Source organism: Bacillus sp. FSL K6-1012 (genome assembly GCF_037964915.1).
Classification (GTDB): Bacteria; Bacillota; Bacilli; order Bacillales; family Bacillaceae; genus Bacillus; species Bacillus halotolerans.
The window spans coordinates 2789795-2803600 of record NZ_CP150175.1 but is presented as its reverse complement, the minus strand read 5'-3'; the positions used below and the strand labels follow the sequence as shown (position 1 = coordinate 2803600).

At 43.6% G+C, this 13806-nt stretch carries 11 protein-coding genes; 7 read left to right on the top strand and 4 right to left on the bottom strand.

Features of this window, described 5'->3' with window-relative positions; all coding sequences use genetic code 11:
- Window positions 1–9 precede the first annotated feature (9 nt).
- Window positions 10–492 carry a DUF1641 domain-containing protein gene (locus NSS75_RS14660; protein ID WP_010335090.1) on the bottom strand — a complete coding sequence of 161 codons (483 nt, stop codon included), beginning with the start codon at window positions 490–492 and terminating at the stop codon, window positions 10–12.
- A gap of 19 nt (window positions 493–511) precedes the next feature.
- Window positions 512–3454: a formate dehydrogenase subunit alpha gene (gene fdhF / locus NSS75_RS14655; RefSeq protein WP_101861182.1), complete on the bottom strand. Its 2943-nt coding sequence runs from the start codon at window positions 3452–3454 to the stop codon at window positions 512–514.
- A gap of 315 nt (window positions 3455–3769) precedes the next feature.
- Here fdhF and NSS75_RS14650 point away from each other — a divergent pair, with 315 nt between their 5' ends.
- From NSS75_RS14650 to cypB, 7 genes are all read left to right on the top strand, one after another.
- Complete coding sequence (locus NSS75_RS14650; RefSeq protein ID WP_024122287.1) at window positions 3770–4138, top strand: DUF2294 domain-containing protein; 369 nt, start codon at window positions 3770–3772, stop codon at window positions 4136–4138.
- Window positions 4139–4402: 264 nt separating this feature from the next.
- Window positions 4403–5203, top strand: coding sequence for a formate/nitrite transporter family protein (locus tag NSS75_RS14645; RefSeq protein ID WP_095713420.1), 801 nt, complete (start codon window positions 4403–4405; stop codon window positions 5201–5203).
- Between the two features lie 396 nt (window positions 5204–5599).
- Window positions 5600–5749 carry a YrzI family small protein gene (locus tag NSS75_RS14640; RefSeq protein ID WP_024122284.1) on the top strand — a complete coding sequence of 50 codons (150 nt, stop codon included), beginning with the start codon at window positions 5600–5602 and terminating at the stop codon, window positions 5747–5749.
- A gap of 166 nt (window positions 5750–5915) precedes the next feature.
- Window positions 5916–6074, top strand: a complete 159-nt coding sequence (locus tag NSS75_RS14635) for a hypothetical protein (RefSeq protein WP_125825436.1) — start codon at window positions 5916–5918, stop codon at window positions 6072–6074.
- 179 nt (window positions 6075–6253) lie between these two features.
- Complete coding sequence (locus NSS75_RS14630; protein WP_339233547.1) at window positions 6254–6811, top strand: methyltransferase domain-containing protein; 558 nt, start codon at window positions 6254–6256, stop codon at window positions 6809–6811.
- A 222-nt stretch (window positions 6812–7033) separates the two neighbouring features.
- Window positions 7034–7624 (top strand): TetR/AcrR family transcriptional regulator, encoded by a 591-nt coding sequence (locus NSS75_RS14625; RefSeq protein ID WP_024122281.1) that lies wholly within the window; start codon window positions 7034–7036, stop codon window positions 7622–7624.
- Window positions 7625–7640: 16 nt separating this feature from the next.
- Window positions 7641–10805 carry a bifunctional cytochrome P450/NADPH--P450 reductase CypB gene (gene cypB / locus NSS75_RS14620; RefSeq protein ID WP_339233545.1) on the top strand — a complete coding sequence of 1055 codons (3165 nt, stop codon included), beginning with the start codon at window positions 7641–7643 and terminating at the stop codon, window positions 10803–10805.
- Between the two features lie 347 nt (window positions 10806–11152).
- On the opposite strand, the gene NSS75_RS14615 is transcribed toward cypB, so the two are convergent.
- Both NSS75_RS14615 and NSS75_RS14610 read right to left on the bottom strand, forming a co-directional pair.
- A complete protein-coding gene (locus NSS75_RS14615) occupies window positions 11153–11440 on the bottom strand; it encodes a YrhK family protein (RefSeq protein WP_339233543.1) in 288 nt (95 codons plus the stop codon).
- A 429-nt stretch (window positions 11441–11869) separates the two neighbouring features.
- Entirely contained in the window at window positions 11870–13738 is a 1869-nt protein-coding gene (locus tag NSS75_RS14610; RefSeq protein ID WP_339233541.1) for an acyltransferase family protein, read from the bottom strand.
- Window positions 13739–13806: the final 68 nt, after the last annotated feature.

Here is a 13806-nt window from a genome sequence, read left to right as displayed (position 1 = left end):
TGTTTTTTGTTATTCTTCCCGCAGCTCTTTTCCCATGCCTTTTAAAAACTGAAGGCCGAAGCCGACTGCTCTGTTAATATCAGGGTCGTTCATCGCTTTTAAAAGATCGAGAATGCCGACTTTCTTGTCTTCTTTTAAAAAGCTTTGCGCCTGTTCGGTTCCCGCCATTACGCTTTCTAAAAGCTTGCCTGTAAACGCAGGATCAGCCTTTGTCAAAGCGCCTCCAGCCGCCATCATCGTGTTGATGAGGTTTGTGACAGGCTCGCGAGATACCTGGCCAAGCGCGATTTTGGCGATGTCTTCTTTCGCCCTCAGCATGCTTGCTGCTGCATCAAAGATGCCAAGCTCATTAAGTTCACTCATTAACGTCATCGTTTTCGAGACGGCATCCTCATTTTCCGTCAGCAGCTCCTTCAGCTCCTCGATTTTCTCAAGCTTGATTTGCTCCGCTGTTTTTGTTTCTTTTTTGATCGTTGTAATCGGAGTGGCCATTTTCGTTTCCCCCTTTCATTTAATCAGTCAAATGGACATAACCCGGGCGTTTCCATTTTCTTTCTGCCTCGACGCCGTTTTGCGGATTCCGTTTCTTGTTACGCGGATTTGTTTTAGGAAGCGGTGCGCTTTCGCAGCCTCCAAGCACCTCCATGCGAACCTTCGTCTGTTTGTAAGCAGGCGTGTTCGTGCGTTTATCAGCCGCAGGCCCTGTCAGGAAGTTAATCGCTGAATCCTTGTCTGTCGAGTTCATCGGCAGGTAGAGTTCATTTTTTCGCACACGGTCAGTAATGAGCGCATTTAATTTAACAGCTCCGAACGGAGAAACGAGGCGAACCAGTGAACCGTCACAAATGCCGCGCTCCTGTGCAAGCTCCGGCGATACTTCGACGAATACATTCGGCACTTTGGATTGAATGCCTTTCGATTTATTTGTCATATTTCCTTCATGGAAATGCTCAAGCATCCGGCCGTTATTGATGTGAAGATCATATTCTTCAGGGAAAGCGGCAGGTTCTGTCCAATCAGACAGTGCAAAACGGGCTTTCTTGTCTGGAAAATTAAATCCGTCTTCATACAGAAGCGGCGTGCTTTCACCTGTGAAGCTGCCCCATAGGAAGGTGTTCCAGCCTTCAAGCACCTCATAGCTGGCTTTTCCAAATAGAGGAGAAAGACTCGCCATTTCAGAGAAAATGTCGCTTGGATGGCTGTAGCTCCATCCGGCTCCTAAGCGGTTTGCCACCTCTTGAATAATCCACCAATCCGGTTTCGCGTCTCCAAGTGTCGGAAGCGCTTGATACAATCGCTGCACACGGCGCTCTGTATTGGTAAACGTTCCATCTTTCTCAAGAGATGGAGTGGCAGGCAAGACGACATCGGCATATTGAGCCGTTCTCGACAGGAAAATGTCCTGAACCACGAAGAAATCAAGGCTTGATAAAATATCATGCACATGGTTCGCATTCGAATCGACCAGTGCCATATCTTCACCAACAAGGTACATGGCCTTCATCTTGCCTTCTTCAATGGAATGAAGCATTTGAATATTGTCTAAACCTGGTTTTCCTTCAATCTCCACACCATAAGCCTTTTCAAATTTGGCGCGTGCTTCGTCATCTGTAATATGCTGATATCCCGGAAGCCAGCCTGGCAATGTCCCCATATCGCAAGCGCCTTGAACGTTATTGTGGCCGCGCAGTGGATAAGCGCCGGCACCCGGACGGCGGTAGTTGCCTGTTGCCAGAAGCAGGTTCGAAATCGCTGCTGACGTATCAGAGCCGCCCGTATTTTGAGTAACACCCATTCCCCAAAGAACACAAGTGCCGTCAGCGTCACGAATCATTTCGGCAATTCGAATGATGTTTTCTTTAGAAAGGCCTGTGATGCGTTCCGCATAATCAAGCGTATAGGTTTTAAGCGTTTCTTTATAATCTTCAAAGTAATTCACGTTCTCATCAATAAACGCTTGATCATGCCAGCCTTGGTCGATCATATATTTCGTAACGGCCATCAGCCATACTTGGTCTGTACCTTGTTTAGGACTGATGAACAGATCAGACCGCTCAGCCATCTCATTTTTCCGCAGGTCGGCAACGATCAATTTTTGTCCATGGAGCTTGTGTGCACGTTTGACCCGTGTTGCAAGCACCGGATGTCCTTCAGCCGGATTGGCGCCGACGATGATGACGAGTCCGGCCTTGGCAATATCTTTAATCGTGCCGGCGTCACCGCCCATGCCGACCGTACGGAACAACCCGTCTGTAGCAGGAGACTGACAGTAGCGAGAGCAGTTATCGACGTTATTTGTTTCAAATACCTGACGCGCTAATTTTTGGATGACATAGTTTTCTTCATTCGTAATTTTAGAAGAAGAAATGAATCCGACAGAGCCTTTGCCGTATGTCTCTTTAATTGCACCTAATCTGCTTGCGACTAAATCGAGGGCTTCTTCCCAAGATGATTCAACAAAAGCCCCGTTTTTACGGATTAAAGGCTTTGTAATCCGTTCTTCAGAATTGACGAAATCCCAGCCGAATTTTCCTTTGACACATGTAGAAATCGCGTTAACCGGAGCGTCGGAAACAGGCTGGATCTTTAAGATATCCCGTCCTTTTGTCCATACTTCAAAGGAGCAGCCGACGCCGCAGAATGTACATACCGTTTTCGTTTTTTTCGTTCTTGTTTCACGCATAGCCGCTTCAACTTCAGAAATGGCAAAAATGCTGCTGTACCCCGGTTCAACATTTTTGACAAGGTCAATCATTGGTTCCATAACATCCTGCTTGATGCCCGTCATAAAGCCAGCCTGGCCAAGCATTGATTTTTCCATCAGTGCATTACACGGACAAACCGTGACACATTGGCCGCAGCTGACACAAGAAGATTCATTGATTGAAACTCCTTCATCCCAAATAACCCGCGGACGTTCGCGTTCCCAGTCGATAGAGAGTGTTTCATTGACTTGAAGGTTCTGACACACCTCAACACACTGGCCGCAGGCGATGCATTGGTTTGGATCATATCGGTAAAACGGGTGAGACATATCAACCGCACAAGACGGATCTTCTTTTGGCGTATAAGGGTATTTTTGATGCTCGATCCCCATCATTTCCGCTGTATTATGCAGTGTACAGTTCCCATTGTTATTATCGCAAACTGTACAATACAGCAAATGATTTTCAAGAAGGCGGTCCATTGCTTCGGTTTGTGCCTCTTTCACCCGATTTCCCGAAAGATCAATTGACATTCCGTTTTCAGCGACCGTAGAGCATGAACGAACCAGCTTGCCGTCTGCCTCTACAATGCATGTATCGCATGTTTGAATCGGATCAACCTCTGGGACGTGGCAGATTTGCGGATACTCAATCCCATTTTCATTTAAAATATCTAAAATTGTTGCCCCTGCTCGTGCTTGAATTTCTGTTCCGTCAACGCGGACACTGATCGACTTATCGTCCATCATATTCATATTCCCCTCCATCTTTCTTTCAAGAAGTCAAAAAAGCCATGTATAGATACACCTGTCTTTCATTCACAGAAGGTGTAAACACACATGGCGGAATAGTTCACTAGCAAGTCTTACTAACAGACCAATCCTGGATTTTTATAAACCGATAGACTCATAACAAGATCCTATTACAAATCCATCAACACTGCTTTTATTATAAAGTGATATTTATTATAATACAATATGACAGGAAAATTTTAACCAAGTGAAATGTCCTGAGGGGAACCGGGAACGGCCTTTTTTAAGGCAAAATCGGAAGGGGTAATCAGCATGTCAAAGAAAATTCATGAGTTCAATGATATTATTCGAAAACTTCGCAAGGAATTGTTCGGCAAAGGACCTGAACGGATTCACACGGTATTTGTAGATAATATGGCTGTGTCGACGCTCTACGGCAACCTGAGCGCGAGCGAGCAGTTTATCGCCCGCACGCCTGAGGGAAGAGAAATGGTGCATGCGGCCCGGACAAGCCTGATTCAAGACCTTTACTCTAAAAAAACGCCGGAAGGAATGGAGGAGCTGATCGGGGCTAAGCTTGTTCATTTGTTTTCTGATATCAAAATTGAAGAAAATATCGCCGTATCTGTTTTTGTCTTTGACCGAAAAATTGACGACCAAAAAGAAGTCCTTTTTAACTAGCATATTTGCCATTGACACAAAATTGCCACATTTGATATGATGTTTTTACTGCAGTTATAGAAGGACAAAAGCAATGGAATGTATGCACGAACTGTATATATTCTCTATCAATATCTTAATTCTGCTTGATGTTGTTGTATGGGTATGCACACAAGTTAGGCAGCATTCAAACACCTGATTGATACAGGTTATTTGAGTGCTGCCTTTTTTGTTGCTTTTCTTTTATAACTGTAAAAATGGAGAAACAATGGGGGCGTATTTAGTATGGGTTTTCGGAAACCGGATGAAATAGCAGAAGCAGCAATTGAAGCAGGGATGAAAAAGGTAAAGCTTCCGCTGCTGTCTCTCTTGGTGCTGGGGTTTTTAGGCGGTGCCTTTATCGCACTCGGTTATTTGCTTGATATCAGGGTGATCGGCGATCTTCCGAAAGAATGGGGAAGCATGTCCAGTTTTATCGGGGCTGCGGTATTTCCTGTAGGACTGATACTTGTGGTTCTTGCAGGGGCTGAGCTGATTACAGGAAATATGATGTCAGTGGCAATGGCGTTATTTTCGAGAAAAATATCACTAAAGGAATTGGCGGTTAATTGGGTGATCGTCACCATTATGAATCTGATCGGCGCTTTGTTTGTTGCTTACTTTTTCGGCCATCTTGTCGGCTTAACCGAAACGGGGCCATATTTGGAAAAGACGATCGCTGTTGCACAAGGCAAGCTTGATATGAGCTTTGGCAAGGTTCTCGTTTCCGGCATCGGCTGTAACTGGCTGGTGTGTCTTGCAGTTTGGCTTTCCTTCGGTGCTCAAGATGGCGCAGGGAAAATTTTTGGCATCTGGTTCCCTGTCATGGCCTTTGTGGCAATCGGATTTCAGCACGTTGTCGCCAACATGTTTGTGATTCCGGCTGCCATTTTTGCAGGCTCGTTTACGTGGGGGCAGTTTATCGGAAACCTCATTCCGGCTTTTATCGGCAATGTTATTGGAGGAGCAGTGTTTGTCGGATTCATCTATTTTATCGCATATCATAAGAAAGACCGCTCCAGAAAAGAAATGAAACAGGTATCATAAACAAGGGACAAAGACAGTCGATGAATCACACAATTTACGTCCATTTTTAGAAAAAGATGTTTACAAAATGGAATTTGGTGGATATACTTACAAAGTAAGAAAAAAAGCAAAGGAGGCTGAATCAAAATGACAATGCGACAACGACGCAGACCAGTTAATGGCTCACGCAATGTACAAGGAATTTGTAATGGTTTATTCAGCCTGTGGAAGAGTCCGTGTCCTTCCTTAACCGATGCTTATCGCACGCATTAAATTCGGAATCGTCGGACATACGCAACTCCCCGCAGGCAGTAGAGACATGGGTGTCTTCTTTTGTCTGCGGTTTTTATGTGCCCGCAGCAGGGAGATGCCGCGGGTTATTTCGCTTGGGGCGGACTTTGAAAGGGGGTGAGCGATATGACGATTAACCTATTCTTTTTGACTTTAACGATTAACAAGCGGTTTAAAAGCCCGGAAGAGTTCGAACAAGAACAGCAGATCGAGCAGATTTATGATGAAATGAAAGAATCTCAGCTGAAACATCTTTATTTGACAAACTGGCGCTAATAAAAGGAAACAAAATACAGAAGGGAGAGATGACAAATGCTTAAAATGGAACTATTGATGCATTATACGATGGAGAAGGACCAAGTGTAGCGAATGAAGCTGTCAAGGAAATGCCGTCCTGCATATCATAAAAAAAGCAGCACTTTATGTAAGGGCAGGTGATGGCATGATGAACTTTCAACAAAAAAGGCTGCCGTCGATAGGTCATGGTTATGCATCCATGCCGCATTCCTTCAAACACGGCTATGGCAATCCATTCCGTCAGCAGAGACTGGCGGCGATGCAGCAGCAAAGGCTGTATATGTTCCCATATCATTGGCATTAAAAAGCGGGCGGAAAACATTTTGTTTTCTGCCTTTTTTTGCGGGAAAAAATGAAAATGTTCAGTTCTGTTGAAACATTTCTAAACACATTGCCGTCTAGTTGATATCCTCATTCTGTATAAGAAATGAAGCGATGTTTATTTTTTCAATATAATAAATAAGCACAGGAAACCAAAAGCAGGTGTTTAAAATGCTAGAAAACAAACTTTATAAACGAGCGAACCTATTGAAATTATTTTCTGGGAAATATAAGAAAACTAAAATAATTGAGCATATGATGATTGATTCTATAGACATACAAGAAAATGACAGAATTTTAGAAATTGGAACCGGAAACGGCTCTGTCTTTAAGACAATAACGGGAAAACTTGAAAAGGGAAGCATAAAAAGCATCGACTCTTCTAAGCGAAAAGTAAGACAGGTATCTCGTGCAATCCAAAAGCAAAAGAAAACAGATCAAGGGGGCATTTTCCATGGTCATCCGGAAAGGATCCCCTTTGAAGACCGTACCTTCAATAAAGTATTTTCTTTACATACGGTTCAGGCTTGTACTGATGTCAGGCTCGCATTAAGAGAGATTTATCGAGTGCTTCAAATTGACGGCCGATTTTACATCAGTATTGATAACAATGCAGAAAAAAACGAGAAAAAATATATTCAATTGCTGCAAGGTCAGCATTTTAGAGACATTTCTGTCATCAGACGCGATTCGTGCCTTTGTATTGTCGCTGTTAAATAAAAAATTTCTCGGGAAATATATCCAGACTTCTGACATTCAGAGATTTGGGTATATTTTCTTAATTTTATATTTTTTGCATAGTATTTATATTAAAAAAAGTTTTTTTCATATAAACTATAAACATAAGAATGGGTAAGAGGTGATTCGAGACAGAGTGGATATCATTTATGAACAACCGGAATGAATGTTCATTCCTAAATGAATCGGAGGTTTTAAGTTTACATGGCATCCGCACTTATCAGTAAATACGATTTGATCATGAAGGCATCGCTCTCGCTTTTTACGGAAAGAGGATTTGATGCCACCACCATCCCAATGATAGCAAAAAGAGCTGAAGTTGGTACAGGCACGATTTATCGCTACTTTGACAGCAAAGAAACACTCGTTAATGTTTTGTTTCAAGAAAGCATTCAGCGTTTTTCAGAAAAGGTAAAGCGAAATTATTCTGAAATGCCTGTCAGAGAGGGCTTTCGCCACATATTTTGCTGTCTCGTTCAATTTACGAAGGAGAGCGACTACGCGCTGTTTTTTCTTGAAACGAAAAAGGATGCTCACTATTTAAATGAAACAAGCAAAAAAATGATAGAAAACCTGACTCAAATGCTTGACGATTTCTTTAACAAGGGAAAAACAGAAGGAGTGATCCGCTCCTTGCCCTCCAATGTATTAATTGCGATTGTATTAGGCGCATTTCTCAAGTTGTATCAGCTTGTGCAACAAGGTGATATAGAGATGAATGCTGATTTGATTTCTGAATTGGAGCAGTGCTGCTGGGACGCGATTAAACTTCATTCATTGACTTCAGAAGAATAAAGAAAGGAAGATGTTTATGAAACAGGCAAGTGCAATACCTCAGCCGAAAACATACGGACCTTTAAAAAACCTCCCGCATTTGGAAAAGGAACAGCTTTCCCAATCCTTATGGCGGATTGCTGATGAGTTAGGGCCGATTTTCCGTTTCGATTTTCCTGGTGTATCCGGCGTTTTCGTATCAGGCCATGAACTCGTTGCTGAAGTGTGTGACGAGAGCCGATTTGACAAAAACCTTGGAAAAGGCTTGCTGAAAGTGCGTGAGTTCGGAGGAGACGGATTGTTTACAAGCTGGACGCACGAGCCGAATTGGCAGAAAGCCCATCGTATTCTGCTGCCGAGCTTCAGTCAAAAAGCAATGAAAGGCTATCATTCTATGATGCTGGATATCGCGACACAGCTGATTCAAAAATGGAGCCGGCTGAATCCGAATGAAGAAATTGACGTGGCGGACGATATGACTCGCCTGACGCTTGATACCATCGGGTTATGCGGATTTAACTATCGGTTTAACAGCTTTTACCGTGATACGCAGCATCCGTTTATCACCAGCATGCTCCGGGCTTTAAAAGAGGGAATGAACCAAACAAAAAGACTGGGCCTGCAGGATAAGATGATGGTCAAAACGAGACAGCAGTTCCAAAAGGATATCGAAGTGATGAATTCACTGGTTGACAGAATTATAGCAGAGCGAAAAGCAAACCCGGACCAAAACATTAAGGATCTGTTATCGCTCATGCTTTATGCGAAAGATCCTGTCACGGGTGAGACACTGGATGATGAAAACATCAGATATCAAATCATCACGTTTTTAATCGCAGGCCATGAAACAACGAGCGGCTTGCTTTCCTTTGCGATTTACTGTCTGCTTAAACATCCGGAAAAACTTAAAAAAGCTCAAGAGGAAGCCGATCGCGTGTTAACGGAAGACACGCCTGAATATAAACACATTCAGCAGCTGAAATATGTTCGGATGGTTCTCAATGAAACGCTTAGGCTGTATCCGACAGCGCCCGCTTTTTCTCTTTATGCCAAGGAGGATACAGTTTTAGGCGGCGAATACCCTATCAGTAAAGGACAGCCCGTCTCCGTCTTGATCCCAAAACTTCACAGAGATCAAAACGCTTGGGGTGAAGATGCAGAAGATTTTCGTCCGGAACGGTTTGAGAACCCTGAGAGTATTCCTCACCATGCGTATAAACCGTTTGGAAACGGCCAGCGGGCATGTATCGGGATGCAGTTTGCGCTTCAAGAAGCGACAATGGTTCTCGGACTTGTATTAAAGCACTTTGAAGTGATGAATCACACTGGTTACGAGCTCAAAATCAAAGAGGCATTAACAATTAAACCGGATGAATTTAAAATTACAGTGAAACCAAGGAAAACGGTCCAAATGAATGTTCAGAAAAAAGAACAGACTGGCACCGTGCACGAAACGAAGGAAAACGAGACAAAACCTAAACACGGGACACCTTTACTCGTTCTTTACGGTTCAAACCTCGGCACCGCAGAAGGCATGGCAGGTGAATTGGCAGCTTACGGTCGCCGGCTCGGCTTTACAGCGGAAACTGCACCTCTTGATGATTACATTGGAAAACTCCCCGACCAAGGCGCTGTTGTCATTGTGACTGCCTCATATAACGGAGCGCCGCCTGATAATGCTGCTGGCTTTGTCGAGTGGCTGGGAGAGTTGGAGGAAGGTCAATTAAAGGGTGTTTCCTATGCGGTATTCGGCTGCGGAAACCGGAGCTGGGCCAGCACGTATCAGCGAATTCCTCGCCTTATCGATGACATGATGGCATCAAAAGGAGCATCACGATTGACATCCATTGGGGAAGGCGATGCGGCCGATGACTTTGAAAGCCATCGCGAGTCTTGGGAGAACCGCTTTTGGAAGGAAACAATGGAAGCCTTTCACGTGAATGAAATAACCGAGAAAGAAACGAAGCCGTCACTATCCATTACATTCCTCAGTGAAGCAACAGAGACACCGCTTGCTAAAGCGTATGGCGCGTTTGAAGGTATCGTTCTTGAAAATCATGAGCTTCAGACAGCAAGCAGTTTGCGTTCGACGCGTCATATAGAATTGGAGCTCCCTGACTCAAAAACGTATAAAGAAGGCGACCACATCGGAATATTGCCGAAAAACAGCCAAGAGCTGGTTCAACGGGTTCTCAACCGATTCGATTTGCAGCCGCAAGCTGTGATAAAAATGAACGGCAGCCCGCATATGGCTCACCTTCCGCTGGATCGGCCGATCAGAGTGATGGAGTTATTATCATCTTACGTAGAGCTGCAGGATTCTGCTTCAAGGCTTCAGCTTCGTGAGCTGGCTTCATATACAGTATGCCCGCCTCATAAAAAAGAGCTGGAATTACTTATATCGAGTGATGAAATGTACAAGGAACATGTTCTGAGAAAACGTGTGACAATGCTGGATCTGTTAGAGGACTATCCGGCCTGTGAAATGCCGTTTGAACGGTTTTTAGAGCTTTTGCCATCACTAAAGCCAAGATATTATTCAATTTCAAGCTCACCGAAGGTCAAAGCAAATAGGGTCAGTATGACGGTGGGAGTTGTAAAGGCCTCAGCTTGGAGCGGACGCGGGGAATATAAGGGCGTTGCATCCAATTACTTAGCCGGACTCCGTCAAGGTGATACGGTTGCCTGTTTCATTCGGACACCGCAATCTGGATTCCAGCTGCCTGATGATCTCCAAACTCCGCTGATTATGGTGGGACCGGGTACAGGAATTGCGCCATTCAGAGGTTTCATCCAGGCCAGATCCGTTCTGAAGAAGGAAGGAAGTGCGCTTGGCGAAGCTCATTTATACTTCGGATGCCGGCGTCCTGATCATGACGATCTTTATAAAGAAGAGCTTGACCAGGCGGAAAAAGCCGGTTTGGTAACAGTCCATCGATGCTATTCACGAATGGAAGACGAACCAAAAGTATATGTTCAGCACTTACTAAAACAAGATGCACAGAAATTAATTTCACTGATCGAAAAAGGTGCGCACGTTTATATATGCGGCGATGGTGCACAAATGGCTCCTGAAGTAGAGAACACACTGCGTGCGGCTTATGAAGCTGACAAAGGAGCAAGTCAGGAAGCGTCAGCAGAATGGCTGAAGAAGCTGCAAGATCAAAAACGTTATGTAAAAGATGTATGGACTGGAATGTAAGTAAAAATAAATCCCGCCAGAGATGGCGGGATTGCTTTAGCATGTGAAAAACCGGCACGATATTGAAATCTACTGAAAAGGATGTTATAGGGAGTATCGCGCCGGCCTTGTTATTATTATCGTCCGAAAGATATAAAACTTTAGGTTTTTTTCTGGTTTTTTATAAATAAATAGTTATAAAGTTATATATTTGTATCTTGGAGTTTAATTTTCTAGAAACTTAATCAAGCGTTTTTTCCTTTTTATTCTTGCATCTCATCATGCCGTTTGAGTTAGACTGTCCGATTTGAGACTATGCATTTGAATGCCCCGCAGGTTTCAGTCTGTTCGCTTCCTCACACTTCATGCTAGTCAGAGGATGTTCCATGATGATATAGACGCTCAAGATGTTTTCTGTAATGAAAATCATGAACCAAACGAATCGTCGGTCTGATTAAAAGCAGGAAGCTGCCAACCGCAAACAGCCATATCCCTGCAGACATTAATTCATCGTAAAAGAAGAAAAAGCTGCCGATGAAAAATAAAAAGCCAATGATAAATTCGTTTACTGTATAGAGAACTTTATATCGTTTTTTGAAAAAAAGCTCGTATCGATTTATTTGCTTTTTCATCTCTTTTTCTGCATTAGCTTCCACGATGATCCCTCCATTCTATATTTGCTTACCCTCACGTAAACGATAGGTAAACATAAGAGCTTCACAGCTAGATATAAAAATGATGAGGACCCATTTCTCAAGTTAGGAAGGGCGGTAGTTTGTGAGTTTTCTTATACCTATTTATTAACATAAATTTAAAAATGTTGTAATATAAATGGATCATAAACGAAGGGGGTGGCAACATGAATAAAGAATCGAAGGTTATTATCGTATTAGGTGAATTTGAGAACGAAGCGGAAGGAATAATTTTAGAATGCAGAATATAAATTTCCAATAGATTAGGTTTTATGCCTGGTCCATGTCATCAATGTGAACGGCAATTCTTTTTTAAAAGCAATTTGCTGCACGCAGCTGGAATTGATCCATCGCAAAAAAAAGAGGTCTAAGCAGGACCTCTTTTTTGCTAATCTATTTTATTGCCCGAACGATAAGAGCGGTTAAAGCTTCAGCCCCTTGGGGAACCAAGTGTACGCCGTCAGGGGTGAAATACTCCGGATGCTGGAGAGCTTCTGTATGCCAGTCAACCAACGTAATATTGTTATGCGTGTTAGCCTGCTGCCGCAAAGATTCATTCACCTTGCTTTCCCATTGCCGGGGAACCCGCGTATTGACAAGATAGATATGAGCTTTTGAGAAAGATGTAAGCAATTGATCGATTTGGCTGTTTGTAAAGTAGCCATTGGTTCCCAGCTCAATGATGACAGCTTTATTCGGCTGATTAAAAGACTTGTATTCTCGTGTCAGTTCTAAAGCTTGAGACATTTGTCTTCCCACCTTCCCATCAATTATGACATGTGAAAGAGACTGACGGAGGCTGGAGGCGATATCAAGCATGACGGAATCCCCTATTGCTAATACTTCTTTATCAGCAGCTGCCGGTTCTTTCTGAGATTTTATGTCCTTTTTTTTCTTAGTCTCCTGTCCTTTTGCGCTCGTTTCCTCTTGATCTTTATTTGAGGCTGTTGTTTTTTGTTTCGATTTGTTTTCTCCGTCTTTATCGGATGCTGCCAACTTTCTATGCTCTGACGTGCTATACGTCCATTGCGGATGTTTTTTCTCTCCGGCTACCCCTGACAGTCCCCCTGCAAAAATAAGCATAGCGAGAATGACGAAGCCAATTGACATTTTGCTGATGACAGATGTCGTTTTCCATTCTCGAATTCTATGAATAAAAGCCCGGCGGAAAAATGACTTAAACCCCTCTGTCCGTATCGGCTTTTCAATGAAATGATAGGAAAGCTCGGCGAGTATAAATGTAACGAAGATCTTTAGCGAGATATGCCAAAAAACAGGGTTTCCGATTTCTTGAACCGGCGTGCTTAACACAATAACAGGGTAGTGCCAAAGATAAATACCGTAAGACCTCGTTCCAAGCCAACGAAGAGGCCTCCATGAAAGCAGAATGCCCAAAAAGCTGCTCGGATGGGATACACATGCAATAAGGACCGCTGCGGTAATGCTTATTAAAAACATTCCACCTCTGTAAAGAAAAGGTTCGTATTCATCTGTAAAATAGACACACAAAACTAAAATACAAAACGCCGATAGTTCTGTGCCATACAAAAGGCGCTTCAGTTTGTATGGCAGCCTGTTGGGAGACAGCCTTTTCATCGGCCATATCAGAGCCAGAGCACATCCTATGAGAAGTTCAAACGAACGAGTATCTGTGCCGTAGTACACGCGACTCGGATCTCCGCCGGGTTCATACAGTACGCTCATCATCACGGCTGAACAGAGCGCAAGCAACGATACCGCTGCCGCCAGTTTCGCACGGTTTTTAAATATGTACATTCCAGCAACCAAGAACATTGGCCATACAATATAAAATTGCTCTTCAATTGCCAATGACCAAAGGTTTTTAAGCGGTGACGGGGATCCGAAGCTATCAAAATACGAGAGTTTATGAAAAATAAACCACCAATTGCTCATGTAAAAGAGAGAAGAGATGGCATCTCCGCGCACAGTGTGCAAAAGTTCCCGGTTGCACACGACGACCCAAATAACAGCGGAAATGATCATAAGGTAAGCCGCTGGCAGAAGCCGCCGAATTCGGCGCACCCAAAAGTCCCGAAAATCAAGGCTGATATCATTTCCATGTGCCGGCAGTATAATAGATGTAATTAAATAGCCTGATAATACAAAAAAGATATCAACTCCAATGAAGCCACCGTTAGCCCAATTGAAGTTTAGGTGATAAGCGATAACTGCCAGGACGGCAAAAGCCCGAAGGCCATCGAGTCCAGTGATGTAGCGGTGATGCTGTGTTTTGTGATACATGGTATTCCTCCAATAATGTGCAGATATTCTCGCTGTTTTGGCTGCAAGGTTACGCCTTCTGGATATCT

Coding starts and splice junctions, on each gene's coding strand:
- NSS75_RS14660 (WP_010335090.1), bottom strand. CDS start 492: ATGGCCACTCCGATTACAACGATCAAAAAAGAAACAAAAACAGCGGAG.
- fdhF (WP_101861182.1), bottom strand. CDS start 3,454: ATGATGGACGATAAGTCGATCAGTGTCCGCGTTGACGGAACAGAAATT.
- NSS75_RS14650 (WP_024122287.1), top strand. CDS start 3,770: ATGTCAAAGAAAATTCATGAGTTCAATGATATTATTCGAAAACTTCGC.
- NSS75_RS14645 (WP_095713420.1), top strand. CDS start 4,403: ATGGGTTTTCGGAAACCGGATGAAATAGCAGAAGCAGCAATTGAAGCA.
- NSS75_RS14640 (WP_024122284.1), top strand. CDS start 5,600: ATGACGATTAACCTATTCTTTTTGACTTTAACGATTAACAAGCGGTTT.
- NSS75_RS14635 (WP_125825436.1), top strand. CDS start 5,916: ATGATGAACTTTCAACAAAAAAGGCTGCCGTCGATAGGTCATGGTTAT.
- NSS75_RS14625 (WP_024122281.1), top strand. CDS start 7,034: ATGGCATCCGCACTTATCAGTAAATACGATTTGATCATGAAGGCATCG.
- cypB (WP_339233545.1), top strand. CDS start 7,641: ATGAAACAGGCAAGTGCAATACCTCAGCCGAAAACATACGGACCTTTA.
- NSS75_RS14610 (WP_339233541.1), bottom strand. CDS start 13,738: ATGTATCACAAAACACAGCATCACCGCTACATCACTGGACTCGATGGC.